Source organism: Rhizobium sp. 62_C5_N11_2 (assembly GCF_051811185.1).
GTDB lineage: Bacteria > Pseudomonadota > Alphaproteobacteria > Rhizobiales > Rhizobiaceae > Rhizobium > Rhizobium leguminosarum.
In genome coordinates this window covers 4,277,562-4,293,420 of record NZ_JBPWPW010000001.1, presented here as the reverse complement: position 1 = coordinate 4,293,420, position 15,859 = coordinate 4,277,562, and the positions used below count along the sequence as shown (strand labels likewise).

The following is a 15,859-nucleotide window of genomic DNA, read 5'->3' as shown; positions in this document are numbered from 1 at the left end:
TGGCCCGGCGCAAGCCGGGCCTTTTTTATTCGGCGATGATCTTGACGCGATCGCCCGTTGAAACGGCTGCACCCGTGGGCAGGGCGTTGATGAGCTTGAAGAGATCGAGCTTGCGGTCGGTGCCCATCATGCGGGCGGCGAGCGTCGAGATGTTCTCACCCGGCCGGACGGTGACGACGCGGATGCGCAGCGGCTTCAGCGATGCCGCCTCTGCCGGCGTCATGCGGCGGAAACTCGCGCGTAGCACATTGGCCGTTGGCTCAAGGGCGTCGCTGCCTTTCGGTACGGCGGTCAGGAAACGGAAGATCTGCGAATTGTTGCGGATCACGGTGACATCGAAATCCCAGCGGTCGGCGCTGGCGCGCGCGGTGGCTGCTTCCATGCCGTTGATGGTGATCGGCTGGATGGTCGACGGGTCGAGGCCGGTTACCCAGCCGCTGGAGATATAATTGGTGAGGCTCTGGTTCTGATTGTCGGCGACGCCGTCGAAACGGACGGCGATGTCGTTCGGACCGGTGGCCATCACCGCCTCGACCTTGTTGTCGATGTGGAAATCCGGCGGCACGTCGAAGCGGATGCCGAGGCCGCCATGCAGGAAGGTCTGGCCGCGCACATAGCCTTCTTCCGGGCTGTCGCCGTACAGCAGTCCGTCTATGCCATCGAGATAATAATCGCGGCCCTTGTCGCCGACAGAGCCTTCCTGGCCGAAGGCGCGGGCGTGGGTGCGGGCAAGCTCTATGCGCTGCGCCGAATTCGGATGGCTCGACAGGAAGTCGAGGCTCTGGTCGGCTTCGGGATCAACCGACATGAAGCGGCTGTAAGCGGCCATGGAATCGAGGAAACGGGCAGCGGCATAGGGGTCGTAGCCGGCTTCGCCGAGCATGCGCACACCGATGACATCGGCCTGCAGCTCCTGCTGGCGGGAGAAGGCGGCGAGCCGCAGCTTGCCGCGGGCAAGCGCCTGCTTGCCGGCGATGTCGCTGGAAAGGACTTCGGCGACGACGCGGCTGGCGATGACCTCAGCCTCTTCGCGCTTCTGCCGCTCGATGCCGTGGTTTGCCGTCACATGGCCCATCTCGTGCGACAGCACGGCGGCAACTTCCGAGGCGTCGTTGGCAAGGGCGAGCAGGCCGCGGGTGACGTAGAGATAACCGCCCGGCAGCGCAAAGGCGTTGATCGCCGGCGAATTCAGGATGGTGATGCGGTAGGACTGGCTCGGATTTTCCGACACCGCCGTCAGCGCGCCGGCGATGCGGGCGACGAGGCGCTCGGTTTTGGCGTCCTTGTATTCGCCGCCATAGCTTGCCACGATGCGCGGATGCTCACGAGCGCCCATCGCCGCGCGCGGGTCGTTCTTCTGCACCTCGTCGACGATCTGTGGATTGGAAGAAGGCGAAACACTCGGCTGATAGGATTGGTCGATCAGCGTTTGGCAGCCATTCAGCGCCATTGCGACGGCCGAAAGCAGCATCAGGCGACGCGCGAAGCGCCGCGGCGTGGAGATGGCATCACTGGAAAGCGCGGGCGATTTCCACGTCGTCAAGCTATCCAGTCTGTTTCTCCGCATCATGTCGCTGTTTTGCCGGTTTGCCTGAGATTCGGACCGACCATGGCAAAGGGAATTCAACAGGTGCGCACCCCTGATCTCGCGCTGCACAATCGGCCGATACAAGTCTTTGCTGTAGCTGATTTACGCATCGGTTGCATAGCGAGACTCTGCTTAAATGTGGCGCCGTTGCATTTTGGCAAGCCTCAGGCATTAAGGCCTCCCTTCGCTCGGATGAAATTATGGCGAAAGTTCCGTCACAAAGCGGAGATTCGTCGACAGCGCAGAAAAAGAACGGACCGATTGAAATAACCAGCCAGATAGCGACAGCCATGCGTGAAAATTACAATCAGAAATATGTTCTTGGTGAGGAGACGCCTCTTGGTAAGGCATTTCCGCGGAGCGATTCGACTATTCGGCAGCTTCCGCTGTCGCCGGTTGCGGCCTCGTCGTTTCGCCGGCGCGGGGCAGTTGCACCGGCTTCAGCATGATGGCGGCCGCAAGGCCGATCAGCGCAATGGCGCAGGAAGTCATGAAGAGCGGTGAGAAGGCGGCGGCATAGGTATCGGCAACGGCCTGGCGGCTCGCTTCGGGAAGGGCGGCCATCATTTTCGGCGTCAACTGCTCGATATCGGCGACGCCGGGAATGGAGACGCCGACCTTGCCGAGCTCAGAGGCGATGATGGCGCCGTAGATGGAAATAGCGATCGAGGCGCCGCCCATGCGCGACAGCGTCACCGAGCCGGTGGCGGCGCCGACGTCGCGGGCCGGCGCTGCATTCTGTACGCCGATGACGGGAACCTGCTGGGCAAGGCCGATGCCGATGCCGTGCAGCATCATGATCGCGCCGATGAAGACGATCGGCGTTCCGGCGTGGATCTGCGACATCAGCGCAAAGGCGGTGGCGCTGCAGGTGAGGCTTGCGATGGCGAAGGGCTTGTAGCGCCCCGTCTTCGAGATGATCCGGCCTGCTGTCAGCGATCCGCAGACGAGGCCGCCGGTCAGGAGGATGAAGAGCAGGCCGGCGGCCGACGGCGAAAGGCCGGTCGTGGTCTGCAGGAAGAGGGCGAGATAATTGACCATGCCGATGGCGATGGCGCCGCCCATGATCGAGATCACCAGGAGCAGGCTGAAGGTCGAATTGCGAAACAGCTGCAGGGGAACGATCGGCTCCGGCGCGCGGCGCTCTGTGAATACCCAGGTGACGGCGCAGATCACACCGAAGGTAACGATGCCGATGCTCTGCGGCGAGATCAATGCGCCGAACAGTTCGCTGCTGTCGGTGGCAAGCACGATGCTTGTTGTCGTCATGGCAAGCAGGAGCGCGCCGGCATAATCGATCTTGGGGCGGCGATGCGGTTTACGGTAGGGCAGCATGAAGGCAAGGCCGGTGAGCACGATGAAGCCGATCGGCACGTTGACGAGGAAGATCGAGCGCCAGCCGAAGAGATCGCTCATCGTGCCGCCAAGCACAGGGCCGATCGCGCCCGATGCCATCAGCACAAGGCTGGAATAGCTCTGGTAGCGAGCCCGCTCGCGCGGCTCGAACAGATCGGCGTTGACGGCGAAGATCGACACCATGATGCCGCCGCCGCCAAGGCCCTGCAGCACGCGGGCGGCGATCAGCGTATTCATCGAGACCGCAAGGCCGCAGACCGCCGAGCCGACGGTGAAGATCATGATCGCCGTCATCATCACGTATTTTCGGCCGAACAAGTCGCCGAGCTTGCCGTAGAGCGGCATGACGGCGCTCAGCGACAGGAGATAGGCCGAGCCGATCCAGCCGAAGCGCTCGAGATGGCCGAATTCACCGACGATCGTCGGCAGAGCCGTGGAGACGATCTGATTATCAAGCGTCGCCATGAACATGGCGGTCATCAGAAAAAGGAAGAGGATAAGCCGGCGACGAGGATCCGTCACGAGCGGCGCAGGCGCGAGTTGCATGTCCATGGGAGGCATCGTTTCGGGTTGATGTGTCTTTTATGTGCTAACAGCATATAGTTGTCAATGGCACATTAATGACGTCGGCATATTCAATTTTCGAATCGGCTCTGTTATGGTCCTGTGATGAGCGACGTCCTGACCAAAACCCTTTCTGCGGAGCCGGCCGAGCCGGATCGTGAAAACGTGCCGCGTATCGGCCGGAGCATGGCACGCATGCGGCTGATGACCGGGCGGCGGCTGATCGGCCGACTGGCGATCCAGAGTGCTGCACCAGGCCTTGAGCTTTCGCATCTCGACGTGCTCGATGCCGTACGGAGGGCGCAGCCTGCCGGCGAGGTCACGGTCGGCCTGATCGCGGAGATGCTGCGCATCGATCCGTCACGGGCAAGCCGGGTGGTCGCCGACATGGTCGGGCGTAACGTGTTGCGCCGCGAGGCCTCGCAGGCCGATGCGCGGCGGATCGTCGTCGTCATGACCGAGGTCGGCCAGGACCTGCTTGCCGAGATCGTCGCGCAGAAGCTTGCGATCATTTCCGAGATCGTTTCCGACTGGCCGCAGGAAGATGTCGAGCGCTTCGCAGCGCTTTTCGAGCGCTTCATCGGCGGCTACGAGGCGGTCTTCCTGTCGCGCGACAAGGATACGCCGGGCTAGGGCGGCAGTTCAAAGTGATCGAGCGTCCTGTTGGTGTTGGACGCGTGGCGCTTTCAGGCACGCGGCGCCCCTTCCCCTCGACCCCCCGTTTGCGCTAAGGGCAATGCCCATGAGCCAATCCACCTTCACCATTCTCCTTGGCGGCGAACTCAGCCTGACGGAGCGCCTGCGCCACGCCATCGCCGACAGCCGCTTCATTGCGGCCGATGGCGGCATGCGGCATGCGGCAGCACTCGGCATCGAGCCGGAGCTCTGGGTCGGTGATTTCGATTCCACGCCGGCCGATCTCGCGGATGCATTTCCCAATGTGCCGAAACAGCCTTATCCGGCAGCGAAGGCGGCGACGGACGGCGAAATCGCCGTGGCGGAAGCAATCGCGCGGGGCGCGCGGCGGCTCATCCTCGCCGGCGCGCTCGGCGGTGAACGCTCCGACCACGCGCTTCAGCACCTGCTGTCGGCCGTCAGCCTGGCGGAAGAGGGTTTCGACCTGCTGCTGACCTCGGGCAAGGAAGAGGCAGTGCCGCTGGTTGCGGGTACGATCGAACTGGACCTTCCCAAGGGCAGCCTGTTTTCCGTGCCCGGATTCAGCGAGCTGAGAGGGCTTTCCATCGAGAATGCGCGTTATCCGCTGGCGGATTTCCATCTGCCTTTCGGCTCGTCGCGCACCATTTCCAATGTTGCGGAAGGCACCGTTCGCTTTTCGCTCCGCAGCGGCCGGGCAATCGTGCTCGCCCGGCCCTATGATCTTTCCGGAGTCTGATTTTTGGCCCCTCCCATTCTAAAACTCGACGATATCTTCCTGAGCTTCGGCGGCGCACCGCTGCTAGCGGGTGCTAGCCTGCAGATCGAGGCCGGTGACAAAATCTGTCTCGTCGGGCGTAACGGTTCGGGAAAATCGACACTGCTGAAGATTGCCGCCGGCCTGGTCGAGGCACAGTCCGGCGCGGTCTTCCGCCATCCGTCCTCGACGGTGCGCTATCTCGAACAGGCGCCGGACTTTGCCGGCTTCAACACGGTGCAGGCCTATGCCGAGGCCGGCCTCGGGCCGGGCGATGACCCCTATCGTGTCACCTATCTACTGTCGCATCTCGGGCTGACCGGCGAAGAAGACCCCAGAATGCTGTCCGGTGGCGAATCGCGGCGCGCTGCCCTTGCCCGGGTTATGGCACCGGAGCCAGACATTCTTCTGCTCGACGAACCGACCAACCATCTCGACCTGCCAACGATCGAATGGCTGGAAGGCGAGCTGCAAAAGACGCGCAGCGCCCTGGTGCTGATCTCGCACGACCGGCGTTTTCTCGAAAAGGTCTCGACGGCAACCGTCTGGCTCGACCGCGGCACCTCGCGCCGGCTCGACCGCGGCTTTGCGCATTTCGAAGCCTGGCGCGACCAAGTGCTGGAGGCCGAGGAACTGGAGCAGCACAAGCTCGGTAAGTCGATCGAGCGCGAGGAGCACTGGCTGCGCTATGGCGTCACGGCGCGGCGCAAGCGCAATATGCGCCGTCTCGGCGAGCTGCAGACGATGCGCTCGAACTATCGCGGCCACAAGGGGCCGCAGGGCACGGTACAGGCGACGGTTTCGGACGCGCAGGAATCCGGCAAGCTGGTGATCGAGGCCGACAAGATCACCAAGAGCTTCGGCGAGCGGGCAATCGTCACGCCGTTTTCGATCCGCGTACATCGCGGCGACTGCATTGGTCTCGTGGGACCGAACGGCGCGGGCAAGACGACGCTGCTGAAGATGCTGACCGGGCAGCTTGCGCCTGACAGCGGCACGGTGAAGCTCGGCACCAATCTGGAGATCGCGACGCTCGACCAGAAGCGCGAGGATCTCGACCCCGAGGATACGCTTGCCAATTATCTGGCGGACGGGCGCGGCGAAAACCTGCTCGTCAACGGCGAGCAGCGCCATGTCACCGGCTATATGAAGGAATTTCTATTCCAGCCGGAACAGGCGCGTACGCCGATCAGAAACCTCTCCGGCGGCGAACGCGCCCGGCTGATACTGGCGCGCATCCTTTCGCGCCCGACGAATCTCTTGATCCTCGACGAGCCGACCAACGATCTCGATATCGAAACGCTCGATCTCCTGCAGGAGATTGTCGCAGGCTTTCCCGGCACCGTCATTCTCGTCAGCCACGACCGCGATTTCCTCGACCGCACCGTGACCTCGACGATCGCACCCGCCGTGCCGGATGCGCCTGATGGCCGCTGGATCGAATATGCCGGCGGCTACTCGGACATGCTTGTGCAACGCAAGGGCGCGCTCGAGGAGCGCAGAAAAGCCGAGAAGGCGGCGGAGAAGCCGAAGACGCCGGAGGCACCAGCGCCAGGCAGCTCGAAGGTCAAACTCTCCTTCAAGCAGAAATTCGCACTGGAAAACCTGCCGAAGGAAATGGCGAAGGCCGAAGCCGAAATCGCCAAGCGCGAACAGGTGATGGCAGATCCCAATCTTTTCACGCGCGATCCTGCCGCCTTCAACCGACTTGCCAGCGAGATGGAAAAACTGCGCGCCGGCCTGACAAAGATGGAAGAGGAGTGGCTGGAGCTCGAAATGCTGCGGGAAGAGCTGGAAGGCTGAGATTTTCTCGAGGCTGAAGGCTCACTTTTCCTTGATTCGTCAGTGTGTCGTCCTGCGGCATAAGGTGCCGTCCGGCAGCCGGGGATATTGCCGATCGCAACGGCGACAAGGAAAAGTCAGATGTCTCGCAAGCCCTATTCCGGAATTTTCACGGCGTTTGTCGCCGGTAGCCTCGTGACCCTTGCCCTGTCGCAAGCCGCGCAGGCGCAGGATGCCCAGCGCATTCGTGTTCGCGGCGCCATCGAAAGCCTCAGCGGCGATACGCTCGTCGTCAAGACGCGCGAGGGCAGCGATGCGACGATCGCGCTGAAATCCGGCTGGAAGGTCGGCGGCATCAAGAAAGCCTCGGTCGAGGATATCAAGCCCGGCGATTTCGTCGGCGTCGCTTCACTTCCGAAGGGCACGGGCCCGGACGGGGCGATCGAGGTGCTGATCTTTCCGGCGTCGATGAAGGGAACCGGCGAGGGCAACCGTCCCTGGGATGCGCAGCCGAACAGCCAGATGACCAATGCGACCGTCAGCAACGCCGTCAAATCCGTGGACGGCCACACGATCACGCTGACTTATCAGGGCAAGGAAAAGACGATCGCGATTGCCGATGGCACGCCGATCGTGACGTTGGCGCCTGCGACCAAGGATGATCTGAAGCCCGGCGCCGGCGTCGTCGTCACCGGCGAAAAGGCGGCGGACGGCAGCATCTCGGCCAGCCAGATCGCCGTCGGCCTCAACGGCATCACGCCGCCGATGTGACCAGCGGCTCAAATCCTTACCTTATGCAGGCCGTCATCCCAAAACAGCTCCACACTTTTGGGCGGCATGTATTAAAGCGCCGGCGCGGGCACGGCGGCAGCGCCCGCACTGGCGCTGGCGCCGGTCTGGGCGACAGGCGGCTCCTCGGAAATTGACGGCAGCGCTTGCAGATGCAGCACGCGCGGCTTCAGCGCCTCGAGATAGGCCTCGGAGCGGCCGATATAGATCATGCCGCTTTCGGGCATGGAGACGAGCAGGTTGGCCATTGTTTCCTGCAGTTCCGGCTCCATGCCTTCCAGCACTTCGTCGAAGATGATCCAGCGCGGGCGCACGAGCAGGAGGCGGGCAAATCCGATCGCTTTCTGCTGGTCGCCGTCGAGCAGCTTGTCCCAGCGGGCGCGGGTATCGAGCCTTGCGATCAGCGAATGCAGGCCAACCTTGTCGAGGGCCGCCTCGACGGCGGCTTTCTCGTAGGCTTCGGGACGTTCGGGAAAGGCCAGCGCCTCGCGCAGCGTGCCGCCGGGAACATAAGCAACCTGCGGAACGAAGAGCATGTCGTCGATTGGCGGCAGGCCCATCGTGCCACTACCGCACGGCCAGAGGCCGGCCATCGCCTGGAACAGCAGCTTGCGGTTGACGCTGTGATCGCCGTTGATCATGATCCTTTCGCCGGCCTTGATCACGACATTGGTTTCACGCAGTCGGAAACCGCCGCATTCCTCGATATCTTCGCCGACTTTGGCGACGATCACCACATCCTTCAACGTCAGTGTGTCGGGCGCGGCGTTTTCATAGGCGATGCTGTCCTTCAGGTCGAAGTCCTCGTCCATGTCGAGCAGCGCCTGGCGGAAATCGGTGACGCGCATCAGCGTGGCGCGCCACTCGGCGATCGGGCCGAAATTGGAGACATACCAGCGCAGCGCCGTGTTGACCTGGTTGAAGGCGCCGACCGACATCATCAGCTGGCCGAGGGTGAGGCCGCCGGAGAAATAAGCTGGGGCGGCAACGATGATCGGGATGACGATTACCAGCCAGCCGTAGCCGGCCGAAACCCAGGTGAGATTGGTATTGGCCATGGCGAGCCGCTTGACGACTGTCAGTACCGAGCTGATGTCGGTGTTGATACGTCGGCGCTCGTTCTCCTCGCCGCGGGCAACGGTGATCGCCGGCATGTTCTCATTGGCATGCATCAGCGTGAAGCGAAGCTCGGCTTCTTTCGAAAAACGGTCGGCATTGAGCTTGACCAGCTTGCGGCCGACGACCTGGCTCAGCACCGAGGCGGAAGCGGCATAGAAAATCGCCGCCCAGACCATGTAGCCCGGAATGGAGAAGCTGTGGCCGCTGATGCGGAAGATGAAGCCGCTCGAAAGCTCCCAGAGCACGCCGATGAAGCTCACCAGGAGGATGGTCGACTGCAGCAGGCCGAGAACGAGCCCTGTCGTGCTTTCGGCAAGGTTGCGGGAATCCTCGTGCAGACGCTGGTCCGGATTGACGCCGATCAGGCCGCTGGAGGCAAGCCGCAGTGCCCGCTTGCGCTTCAGCCACTGGTCGACGAGATCGCGTGACAGGCCTTCACGCATATAGAGCGCCGTCATCTGGTTCAGCCAGGCCTGCAGCACGTTGAGCAGCAGCAGCGTGCCGGCGATCATCGCGAAGATTTCGAGTTGGTGGAAGAATTCGCCGAGGTCGCGGCGCTCCAGCGAGTCATAGAAGGGCGCATTCCACTCGTTCAATATGACCTGGCCGTAGGACGTCGCCAGGATAACGAGGATCAGCACGGTCGCCAGAAACAGCACCCTGCCACGCACTTCCGAATTCCAGAATGCTGAGAACATGACGCCGAGGCGATATGTCAGGCTGAAATCATACCCTACCCTATCCTGCCTCCGGATGCCCGGCCTCCCCTCAATCTTATCTGCCATTACGCTTTTCCAAATCGCCCATGCCCCTATAAATAACATGGTGGCGTTACGGGTCTATCAACAGATTCTATCATTCATTAAACTGTGATGATGCGGCAGAGGTCACTTGACTGCAGTCGACAGTTGATTCGCGACCCGACTGGGTCTAATTAAAGCGCTCCGTGGTGATTTGGCCGGCCGGCTTGCAGCCACGTTAAAAAAATCGCTAAAGGGCCGCGTGCGGACCGGTAGCGATTTTTTTCGCCGCCGGTTTTTGTTTTTGATCGAGTGACCGCAATGCCCATCAAGATCCCCGATACGCTGCCCGCCTTCGAAACCCTGGTTCAGGAAGGTGTGCGGGTGATGACCGAGACGTTGGCGATCCGTCAGGATATCCGACCGTTGCAGATCGGGCTGCTCAACCTCATGCCGAACAAGATCAAGACCGAATTGCAGATGGCGCGTCTCGTCGGCGCCTCGCCGCTGCAGGTGGAACTGTCGCTCATCCGTATCGGCGGCCACAAGGCGAAGAATACGTCAGAAGATCATCTGCTTGCCTTCTACCAGACCTGGGAGGAGGTAAAACACCGCAAGTTCGACGGCTTCATCATCACCGGGGCGCCGATCGAGCTCTTGCCCTATGAGGACGTCACCTATTGGGCGGAGATGCAGCAGATTCTCGACTGGACGGAAACGAATGTCCATTCGACGATGAACGTCTGCTGGGGCGCGATGGCGGCGATCTATCATTTCCACGGCGTTCCGAAATACGAGCTCAAAGAGAAGGCCTTCGGGGTTTACCGCCACCGCAACCTGAAGCCTTCGTCCATCTATCTCAACGGCTTTTCCGACAATTTCGAAGTGCCGGTGTCGCGCTGGACCGAAGTGCGCCGCGCCGATATCGAGAAGTCCGAAAACCTGGAGATCCTGATGGAATCACCCGAGATGGGCGTGTGTCTCGTGCACGAGAAGAAGGGCCGGCGGCTCTACATGTTCAACCATGTCGAATATGATTCCACCTCGCTTTCCGACGAGTATTTTCGCGACGTCGATACCGGCGTGCCGATCAAGATGCCGCACAATTACTTCCCGCATAACGATCCGGCGCTTGCGCCGCAGAACCGCTGGCGCAGCCATGCGCATCTCCTGTTCGGCAACTGGATCAACGAAATCTACCAGACGACGCCCTTTGATGTGGAAGAGATCGGCACGGACATCTGACCTTGCCGATCGCGCCCCGAGCCGGTGCCGCCGCCTCACTGCTGCGGCATTTTCTTTCTGATCCGCCGGTTGCGGATTGAAGCAAATGCGGGCAGGTTCCTGTCCCGAACCCTACCACACCGCGCGTCTTCATCGGACGTGCAATGCACAGTTTGAATCGCTGCAAATTCCTCAAATCGATTCCGAATTGAGGAATTTGCAGCAGAGATAGAATGGACGGTCGATGATGTCGGATAAGTTGGAGCGGGACGTTTTCGGGCAGACGAAGGCGGGCGAGACCGTCTATCGCGTCGTGATCAAGGGCGGTGGGCTGACGGCCAAGATCATGAGCTGGGGCGCAGTCATCCAGGATCTGCGCCTCGAGGGACATGACGCGCCGCTGCAGCTCGGCTTCGACGATTTCGACAGCTACCCCCTCTATTCGTCCTATTTTGGCGCGACACCCGGCCGCTGCGCCAACCGCGTCGGCGGCGGCAGGTTTACGCTTGACGACAAGGACTATCAGCTCGAACTGAATGAAAACGGCGTGACGCATCTGCATGGCGGCAGCGACAATATCGCCAAACGCAACTGGACGATCGTCGAGCATGACGTCGACCGCGTGGTGCTGAAGATCGTCGATCCCGATGGCCGCGCCGGCTATCCCGGCAATTGCACCATCCAGGCGACTTTCTGGGTGCATGGCAACGGTGAACTGTCGATCACCTACGAATCGACCAGCGACCAGCCGACGCTCGCCAATGTCTGCCAGCACGCCTATTTCAATCTCGACGGTCGCGACGATGCGCTTGGCCACGATATCATGATTGCCGCCGATCATTATCTGCCGACCGATGAGAAGCAGGTGCCAACCGGCGAGATCCGTTCCGTCGAGGGCACCGAATTCGATTTCCGCGAGATGGCGCCGATGAAGCGTTTCGTCGGCAGCGAACAGGTGTTCTACGACCATAATTTCTGCCTGTCCGCCGAGCGCACCGCCAAACGAACCGTCGCGCTCGCCCGCAGCCTTTATTCCGGTGTGTCGCTGGAAGTGCGCAGCACCGAGCCAGGCGTACAGTTCTATGCCGGCTTCAAGCTCGATACCGGGGCTCCCGGCATCGGCGGGCGCAAATACGGTCCATTCGCCGGCTTCTGCCTGGAGACGCAGGTCTGGCCGGATGCCATCAATCACCAAGGTTTTCCGAATGCGGTTCTGCGCCCCGGCGAAGTGCTGCGCCAGGAGACGGATTATATCTTCACCAAGAACTGAGCGTCCTCCAGCGCCGCGCGTTTCTAACGCGGGGCGCTGTCGACGCACGGTTGTCAGATTTGGTCGCTATGAAACCCTCGCCGGCCCGCCGGCGAGGGTTTTTTCTTTCGGCACTCGATTCTGTCTTGCCGATTGGTCCTATATAGGTTCTATTGTGCGTCCATGGATAGAACCAGTCTGATAGCGGAATTGAATAGCCGCGGCCTGCGTGACGAGGCATTGACCGGGCCGCTCTACAAGCGGCTGGCGCAGACGCTGACCGGCCTCATTCAGGAAGGGCTGCTGAAGCCCGGCACCGCACTCCCGGGCGAGCGCGACCTTGCCGAAGCTCTGAAGCTCGGCCGTGTGACCGTGCGCACCGCCTATCGCGATCTGATGGCGTCCGGCGCATTGGAATCGCGCCACGGAAGCGGTACTTTCGTGTCGAGCAGAGTGGAGCGCATGGAACAGTCGCTCTGGCGGCTTTCCTCCTTCTCCGCCGACATGCGTTCACGCGGGCGTCTGCCGGCCGCACGGATATTGTCGCGGGCGGTCAATACGCCGTCGCCGGAGGAATCCTTCCTGCTCGGCCTCGGCGGCGACGAGCCGGTGCTGAGACTCGACCGCTTGCGCCTTGCCGACGGCCTGCCGCTGGCGATTGAACGCGCCGTGGTGCCGATCAAGTTCCTGGGGCACGATGCCGGTGGCGAGGGATCGCTCTACGATGCGCTGACGGCCAGCGGCCACAGGCCCGTGCGCGCGCTGCAGCGGCTGACGGCGGTCACGCTCGACCCGTCCTCCGCCGCAATCCTGAACGTCAAATCAGGCGCGCCGGCGCTCCTGATCGAACGTGTCTCGCGCCTGGAAGACCAGCGCGTCGTCGAATACACCCGCTCGCATTATCGCGGCGATGCCTATGATTTCGTAGCCGAATTGAGAATCGGAGATGACCTATGAATGACAACCAGTCACTGATGTTGCAAGAAGCCGGCCAATCGCCAGAGGTGGTGGCCACGCTTCTCGAAAAGGAAAAACCGGTCTTTGCCGAGATTGCCCGGCTGTTTTCGTCCGCCCGCCCGAGCGTGGTGACGACGGCGGCGCGCGGCTCCTCGGACCACGCCGCCACCTTTTTCAAATATCTTTTCGAGATTACCTGCGGCGTACCGGTCGCCTCGGTCGGTCCGTCGATCGCTTCCGTCTACGGTGCGGCGCTGCATCTGAAGGGCGGCGTCCATTTCACCGTCTCGCAGTCGGGTGCCAGCCCCGATATCGTCGCGTTGCAGGATGCGGCGAAGAAGGGCGGAGCGACGACGATCGCCGTCGTCAACGTCACCGACAGCCCGCTTGCGAAACAGGCCGATATCGTTCTCGGCCTCAATGCCGGCGCGGAAAAGAGCGTCGCGGCGACGAAATCCTTCATCGCCTCGGTCGCCGCCCTTGCCGGCGTGACGGCTGCGATCGGCGGCGCGTCCGACCTGCAGGCGGCGCTCGACGAGCTGCCGGAGGCGCTTTCGGCGACCGCCGGGATTGACACGGCGGCAGCCGAGGAGGTGCTCTTCAACGCGACCTCGCTCTATACCGCCGGCCGCGGCCCGGCCTTTGCGATCGCGCTCGAAGCGGCGCTGAAGGCCAAGGAAACCTCCGGCCTGCATGCCGAGGCCTTCTCGCTGGCGGAACTGATGCACGGCCCCATGCGCCTGGTGCAGCCGGGCTTCCCGATCGTCGCCTTCGCACCCGACGATGCGGCCTTCGCCAACAATGTCCAGGCGCTGGAGCGCCTGCAGAAGCTCGGCGCCACCACTGTCGGCTTCTCGGCGCAACCGCTTTCCGGTGTCCATCTGCGCGTGCCGACGACGGGCAACGGCCTCGTCGATCCGCTGGTGTCGCTGCTCGTCTATTACAGGCTGATCGAGTCGGTGACGCGCCGCAAGGGCTTTGATCCCGACAAGCCGGCGAACCTGCTCAAGGTGACGGAGACGGTCTGATGGTCCGCAAGATCTTCCTCGGCGCCCGCATCTTCGACGGCGAGCGCTTCCATGACGACAAGGCGCTCATCGTTGCCGATGGCCGCGTCGAAGCGATCGCTGCCAGAGATGATCTGCCGGACGGCGAGGTGGTGACGCTTGCGGGCGGTATTCTGTCGGCCGGCTTCATCGATGCGCAGGTCAATGGCGGCGCCGGGCGGATGCTGAACGACGAGCCTTCCGCCGCCTCGATGGACATTATCGCCGGCGGGCATCGGCCCTATGGCACGACGTCGCTGCTGCCGACACTGATTACCGATACATCAGAAGCGTCCATTGCCGCCATCGAGGCGGCCAAGGAGGCTGTCAAGGCGAACCGCGGCGTTGCCGGTCTGCATCTCGAAGGTCCGCATCTGGCGCCTGCGAGGAAGGGTGCGCATCTGGCCGAACTGATGCGACCGGTGGAGGACCGCGACGTCAAGGCCTTCATCCAGGCACGCGAGGCGATCGGAACGCTGCTCGTCACAATGGCGGCCGAGCAGGTGACGGTTGCCCAGGTGCGCGAGCTTGCGGAAGCCGGTGTCACCATCAGCATCGGCCATTCCGATTGTTCGAGCGAGGCGGCGGAAGAACGTTTCGATGCCGGCGCGCGGGGCGTCACGCATCTCTTCAACGCCATGAGCCAGCTGGGACACCGTGCGCCCGGTCTCGTCGGCGCGGCGATCGATCATCCCTCGACCTGGTGCGGCATCATCGCCGATGGCCATCACGTCGATCCGAAGGCCTTGCGCACGGCACTGCGCGCCAAGCGCGGCGAAGGCAAGCTGTTCTTCGTCACCGACGCGATGTCGCTCGTCGGCTCGGAGAAGGATTCGTTCACGCTGAACGGGCGCACCGTCCGGCGCGAAAGAGGCGGCTTCTGCTCGAAGCTGGTGCTTTCCGATGGCACGCTGGCCGGTTCCGATGTCGATATGATCTCGACGATCCGTTACGGCGTCACCTATCTCGATCTGACGCTCGCCGAGGCGTTGCGCATGGCGACCCTTTATCCCGCCCGCTTCCTCCGGCTTGCTGATCGCGGCCATCTCTCGCCGGGGACACGCGCCGATCTCGTGCATCTGACCGATGCGCTTGCCGTCACCGCCACCTGGCTCAGCGGCGAAGCGGCCTGAACGCTAAGGCGCGTCGCGATCTTTCAGATTCGCTCTTCGCGCTTTAGATCTTTGTTTTTACGCATGTCGTTATCGCAAAACCGCGGCACACTTTTGCGCGACATGCTCTAGGAGAAGCGGGATGACCGACATTACCGATGCCTATTTCTCCAACCTGATCGGCCGGCTGGAAGAGCTGAAGCAGGTGCTTGCCGAGCCGATGGCGCAGGCAGCAGCCGTCATCCTCGATGCTGCCCACGGCGACAAGCGCGTCTATGTCTTTGGCACCGGCCATTCGCACATGCTGGCGGAAGAGGTGCACTATCGTGCCGGCGGGCTCGCTTTCACCGTGCCGGTGCTCGTCGGCTCGGCCATGCTGCACGAGGGTGCGGTCATCAGTTCGGTTTATGAGCGCACGCAGGGCCTGGTGCGGCCAATGCTGGAGCGTTACGGCATGCAGCCGGGCGATGTCATCATCATCGCCTCCAATTCGGGCGTGAATGCCGCGCCGATCGAGGCCGCCGATTATGCGCGCGAAATCGGCGCAAAGGTGATTGCCATCACTTCGATCGCCTATTCCTCAGCGATCGCCAATGGCCGCCGGCGGCTCGCCGACGTGGCCGATGTGGTGCTCGATAACGGGCTGCCGCCGGGTGATGCCGTTGTCGATCTCGAAGGCACGGGGCTTCGGGTCGGGCCGGTCTCGACGGCAGTCGGCGTGACGGTCATCAATGCGATCTTCGCCGAAGTCGCCTCGGAGCTTTCGAAATCCGGCGATGCGCCAATTTATCTCAGCGCCAATATGCCGGGCGCTGCCGAGATCAACCAGAAACTCGTCAAGAAATACCGGCCGCGCAACCCGCATCTCTGATGATGGGAGCGAAGCGGTGTCGCAATCACAGTTCCGTATGTCACGACATGC

The 15,859-nt window shown here is 62.4% G+C and carries 13 protein-coding genes and 1 riboswitch; of the genes, 10 read left to right on the top strand and 3 right to left on the bottom strand.

Annotated elements, in window-relative coordinates; translation table 11 throughout:
* Positions 1 to 25: 25 nt before the first annotated feature.
* A complete protein-coding gene (locus tag AB8B31_RS21070) occupies positions 26 to 1,570 on the bottom strand; it encodes a M48 family metalloprotease (protein WP_028733586.1) in 1,545 nt (514 codons plus the stop codon).
* Between the two features lie 387 nt (positions 1,571 to 1,957).
* Positions 1,958 to 3,496, bottom strand: coding sequence for an MDR family MFS transporter (locus AB8B31_RS21065; RefSeq protein ID WP_028733585.1), 1,539 nt, complete (start codon positions 3,494 to 3,496; stop codon positions 1,958 to 1,960).
* 117 nt (positions 3,497 to 3,613) lie between these two features.
* On the opposite strand from AB8B31_RS21065, the gene AB8B31_RS21060 reads away from it, so the two are divergent.
* The 4 genes from AB8B31_RS21060 (at position 3,614) to AB8B31_RS21045 (ending at position 7,472) form a co-directional block, all read left to right on the top strand.
* Positions 3,614 to 4,141 carry a MarR family winged helix-turn-helix transcriptional regulator gene (locus AB8B31_RS21060; protein WP_026188553.1) on the top strand — a complete coding sequence of 176 codons (528 nt, stop codon included), beginning with the start codon at positions 3,614 to 3,616 and terminating at the stop codon, positions 4,139 to 4,141.
* A 103-nt stretch (positions 4,142 to 4,244) separates the two neighbouring features.
* Positions 4,245 to 4,901 (top strand): thiamine diphosphokinase, encoded by a 657-nt coding sequence (locus AB8B31_RS21055; protein ID WP_028733584.1) that lies wholly within the window; start codon positions 4,245 to 4,247, stop codon positions 4,899 to 4,901.
* A gap of 3 nt (positions 4,902 to 4,904) precedes the next feature.
* On the top strand, positions 4,905 to 6,722 hold the full coding sequence (locus AB8B31_RS21050; RefSeq protein ID WP_439007503.1) for an ABC-F family ATP-binding cassette domain-containing protein: 1,818 nt from the start codon (positions 4,905 to 4,907) through the stop codon (positions 6,720 to 6,722).
* A gap of 120 nt (positions 6,723 to 6,842) precedes the next feature.
* A complete protein-coding gene (locus AB8B31_RS21045; RefSeq protein WP_032980592.1) occupies positions 6,843 to 7,472 on the top strand; it encodes a hypothetical protein in 630 nt (209 codons plus the stop codon).
* 71 nt (positions 7,473 to 7,543) lie between these two features.
* Here AB8B31_RS21045 and AB8B31_RS21040 read toward each other — a convergent pair whose 3' ends face one another.
* Entirely contained in the window at positions 7,544 to 9,433 is a 1,890-nt protein-coding gene (locus AB8B31_RS21040) for an ABC transporter ATP-binding protein/permease (RefSeq protein ID WP_018244047.1), read from the bottom strand.
* A gap of 112 nt (positions 9,434 to 9,545) precedes the next feature.
* Positions 9,546 to 9,623, top strand: a riboswitch (SAM riboswitch).
* A gap of 47 nt (positions 9,624 to 9,670) precedes the next feature.
* Between AB8B31_RS21040 and metA the strand changes: the two genes are divergently transcribed.
* From metA to AB8B31_RS21010, 6 genes are all read left to right on the top strand, one after another.
* Positions 9,671 to 10,594: a homoserine O-acetyltransferase MetA gene (gene metA / locus AB8B31_RS21035; RefSeq protein WP_028733582.1), complete on the top strand. Its 924-nt coding sequence runs from the start codon at positions 9,671 to 9,673 to the stop codon at positions 10,592 to 10,594.
* Between the two features lie 226 nt (positions 10,595 to 10,820).
* The gene (locus tag AB8B31_RS21030; RefSeq protein WP_026230966.1) at positions 10,821 to 11,843 is read left to right on the top strand and encodes an aldose epimerase family protein; all 1,023 of its coding nucleotides are present in this window, start codon (positions 10,821 to 10,823) and stop codon (positions 11,841 to 11,843) included.
* 162 nt (positions 11,844 to 12,005) lie between these two features.
* A complete protein-coding gene (locus AB8B31_RS21025; RefSeq protein WP_003543751.1) occupies positions 12,006 to 12,779 on the top strand; it encodes a GntR family transcriptional regulator in 774 nt (257 codons plus the stop codon).
* Complete coding sequence (locus tag AB8B31_RS21020) at positions 12,776 to 13,807, top strand: SIS domain-containing protein (RefSeq protein ID WP_028733581.1); 1,032 nt, start codon at positions 12,776 to 12,778, stop codon at positions 13,805 to 13,807. Before AB8B31_RS21025 ends, AB8B31_RS21020 begins: the two co-directional genes overlap by 4 nt.
* Positions 13,807 to 14,958: an N-acetylglucosamine-6-phosphate deacetylase gene (gene nagA, locus AB8B31_RS21015; RefSeq protein WP_028733580.1), complete on the top strand. Its 1,152-nt coding sequence runs from the start codon at positions 13,807 to 13,809 to the stop codon at positions 14,956 to 14,958. The genes AB8B31_RS21020 and nagA overlap by 1 nt, the downstream gene beginning before the upstream one ends.
* Before the next feature lie 121 nt (positions 14,959 to 15,079).
* Positions 15,080 to 15,808, top strand: coding sequence for an SIS domain-containing protein (locus tag AB8B31_RS21010; protein WP_028733579.1), 729 nt, complete (start codon positions 15,080 to 15,082; stop codon positions 15,806 to 15,808).
* The last annotated feature ends 51 nt before the right edge of the window (positions 15,809 to 15,859 follow it).

Bases quoted from the DNA above. Each gene is read 5' to 3' on its own strand.
- AB8B31_RS21070 (WP_028733586.1), bottom strand. From the start codon at position 1,570: ATGATGCGGAGAAACAGACTGGATAGCTTGACGACGTGGAAATCGCCC.
- AB8B31_RS21065 (WP_028733585.1), bottom strand. From the start codon at position 3,496: ATGGACATGCAACTCGCGCCTGCGCCGCTCGTGACGGATCCTCGTCGC.
- AB8B31_RS21060 (WP_026188553.1), top strand. From the start codon at position 3,614: ATGAGCGACGTCCTGACCAAAACCCTTTCTGCGGAGCCGGCCGAGCCG.
- AB8B31_RS21055 (WP_028733584.1), top strand. From the start codon at position 4,245: ATGCCCATGAGCCAATCCACCTTCACCATTCTCCTTGGCGGCGAACTC.
- AB8B31_RS21045 (WP_032980592.1), top strand. From the start codon at position 6,843: ATGTCTCGCAAGCCCTATTCCGGAATTTTCACGGCGTTTGTCGCCGGT.
- AB8B31_RS21040 (WP_018244047.1), bottom strand. From the start codon at position 9,433: ATGTTATTTATAGGGGCATGGGCGATTTGGAAAAGCGTAATGGCAGAT.
- metA (WP_028733582.1), top strand. From the start codon at position 9,671: ATGCCCATCAAGATCCCCGATACGCTGCCCGCCTTCGAAACCCTGGTT.
- AB8B31_RS21030 (WP_026230966.1), top strand. From the start codon at position 10,821: ATGTCGGATAAGTTGGAGCGGGACGTTTTCGGGCAGACGAAGGCGGGC.
- AB8B31_RS21025 (WP_003543751.1), top strand. From the start codon at position 12,006: ATGGATAGAACCAGTCTGATAGCGGAATTGAATAGCCGCGGCCTGCGT.
- AB8B31_RS21020 (WP_028733581.1), top strand. From the start codon at position 12,776: ATGAATGACAACCAGTCACTGATGTTGCAAGAAGCCGGCCAATCGCCA.
- nagA (WP_028733580.1), top strand. From the start codon at position 13,807: ATGGTCCGCAAGATCTTCCTCGGCGCCCGCATCTTCGACGGCGAGCGC.
- AB8B31_RS21010 (WP_028733579.1), top strand. From the start codon at position 15,080: ATGACCGACATTACCGATGCCTATTTCTCCAACCTGATCGGCCGGCTG.